The following is a 918-nucleotide window of genomic DNA, read 5'->3' on the forward strand; positions in this document are numbered from 1 at the left end:
CGTTAGCGGAAATAGTTCGACCTAGACAAACTTCTAAAAACCACTTATTTTAATTTTGAAGAATAAAAAATTGTATCTTTGTATGGAAACAATTTGTATTGAATGAAAAAATTTGAAGTTCTATTCCTGACCGAGGCGAGAGAATTTTTATTGCTACTAGACACGAAAAGTCGTGATAAGATCATCTTCAACATAGATAAAGCTAAAATCAAGACCGACAACGAACTATTTAAAAAACTAAAGGGTGAAATTTGGGAGTTTAGAACACTATTTAACAAAACACATTATCGAATATTTGCTTTTTGGGACAAAGAAGATAAACACGAAACTCTTGTGCTAACGACTCACGGAATCATAAAGAAAACAGATAAAACACCTGAAAAGGAAATCGAAAAAGCCGAACAAATCAGGTTAAAATATTTTGAACTTAAAGAAATAAAGAAAAATGGCAACAAAAAATAAAGAATTAGAGATTTTCACTTTTGACCAAATAAAAGACGAATTTATTGGTGAAATTGGAACGGAACGAAGAGTTCAATACGAACAAGAACTTCAGCTAGAAGTTATGGGAGAAATGATTCGTAAAGTTAGACTAGAAAGAAATTTAACGCAAGAAGAATTAGGTAGACTAATTGGTGTTCAAAGGGCGCAAATTTCAAAATTAGAGAACAATACGACAAATGTAACTATGGAAACAATTTTAAAAGTGTTTGGTGCATTGAAAGCAAAAGTGAATTTCAACGTTGAAATAATGAACAGCAAAATACAAATTGCCTAAAAACACTACTTCCGCTAACAACAAGTTTGTACAAAAATGGCTGACTACGGTAAAACAACTTTCTACAAATTAATTAAGTTTATGCAAGCTGAAATTGGTACTGCTTTAATGCCATTTCTGTACAAACTTGCAAAACGTTA

General features: G+C 31.2%; 2 protein-coding genes. Both read left to right on the forward strand.

Annotation, left to right across the window (positions count from 1 at the left end):
- Positions 1–102: 102 nt before the first annotated feature.
- The gene (locus A5893_RS04985) at positions 103–462 is read left to right on the forward strand and encodes a type II toxin-antitoxin system RelE/ParE family toxin (protein WP_068821468.1); all 360 of its coding nucleotides are present in this window, start codon (positions 103–105) and stop codon (positions 460–462) included.
- Entirely contained in the window at positions 446–778 is a 333-nt protein-coding gene (locus A5893_RS04990; RefSeq protein WP_068821469.1) for a helix-turn-helix domain-containing protein, read from the forward strand. The genes A5893_RS04985 and A5893_RS04990 overlap by 17 nt, the downstream gene beginning before the upstream one ends.
- Positions 779–918: the final 140 nt, after the last annotated feature.

The sequence above is a fragment of the Pedobacter psychrophilus genome, from assembly GCF_001652725.1.
GTDB classification, from domain to species: Bacteria; Bacteroidota; Bacteroidia; order Sphingobacteriales; family Sphingobacteriaceae; genus Pseudopedobacter; species Pseudopedobacter psychrophilus.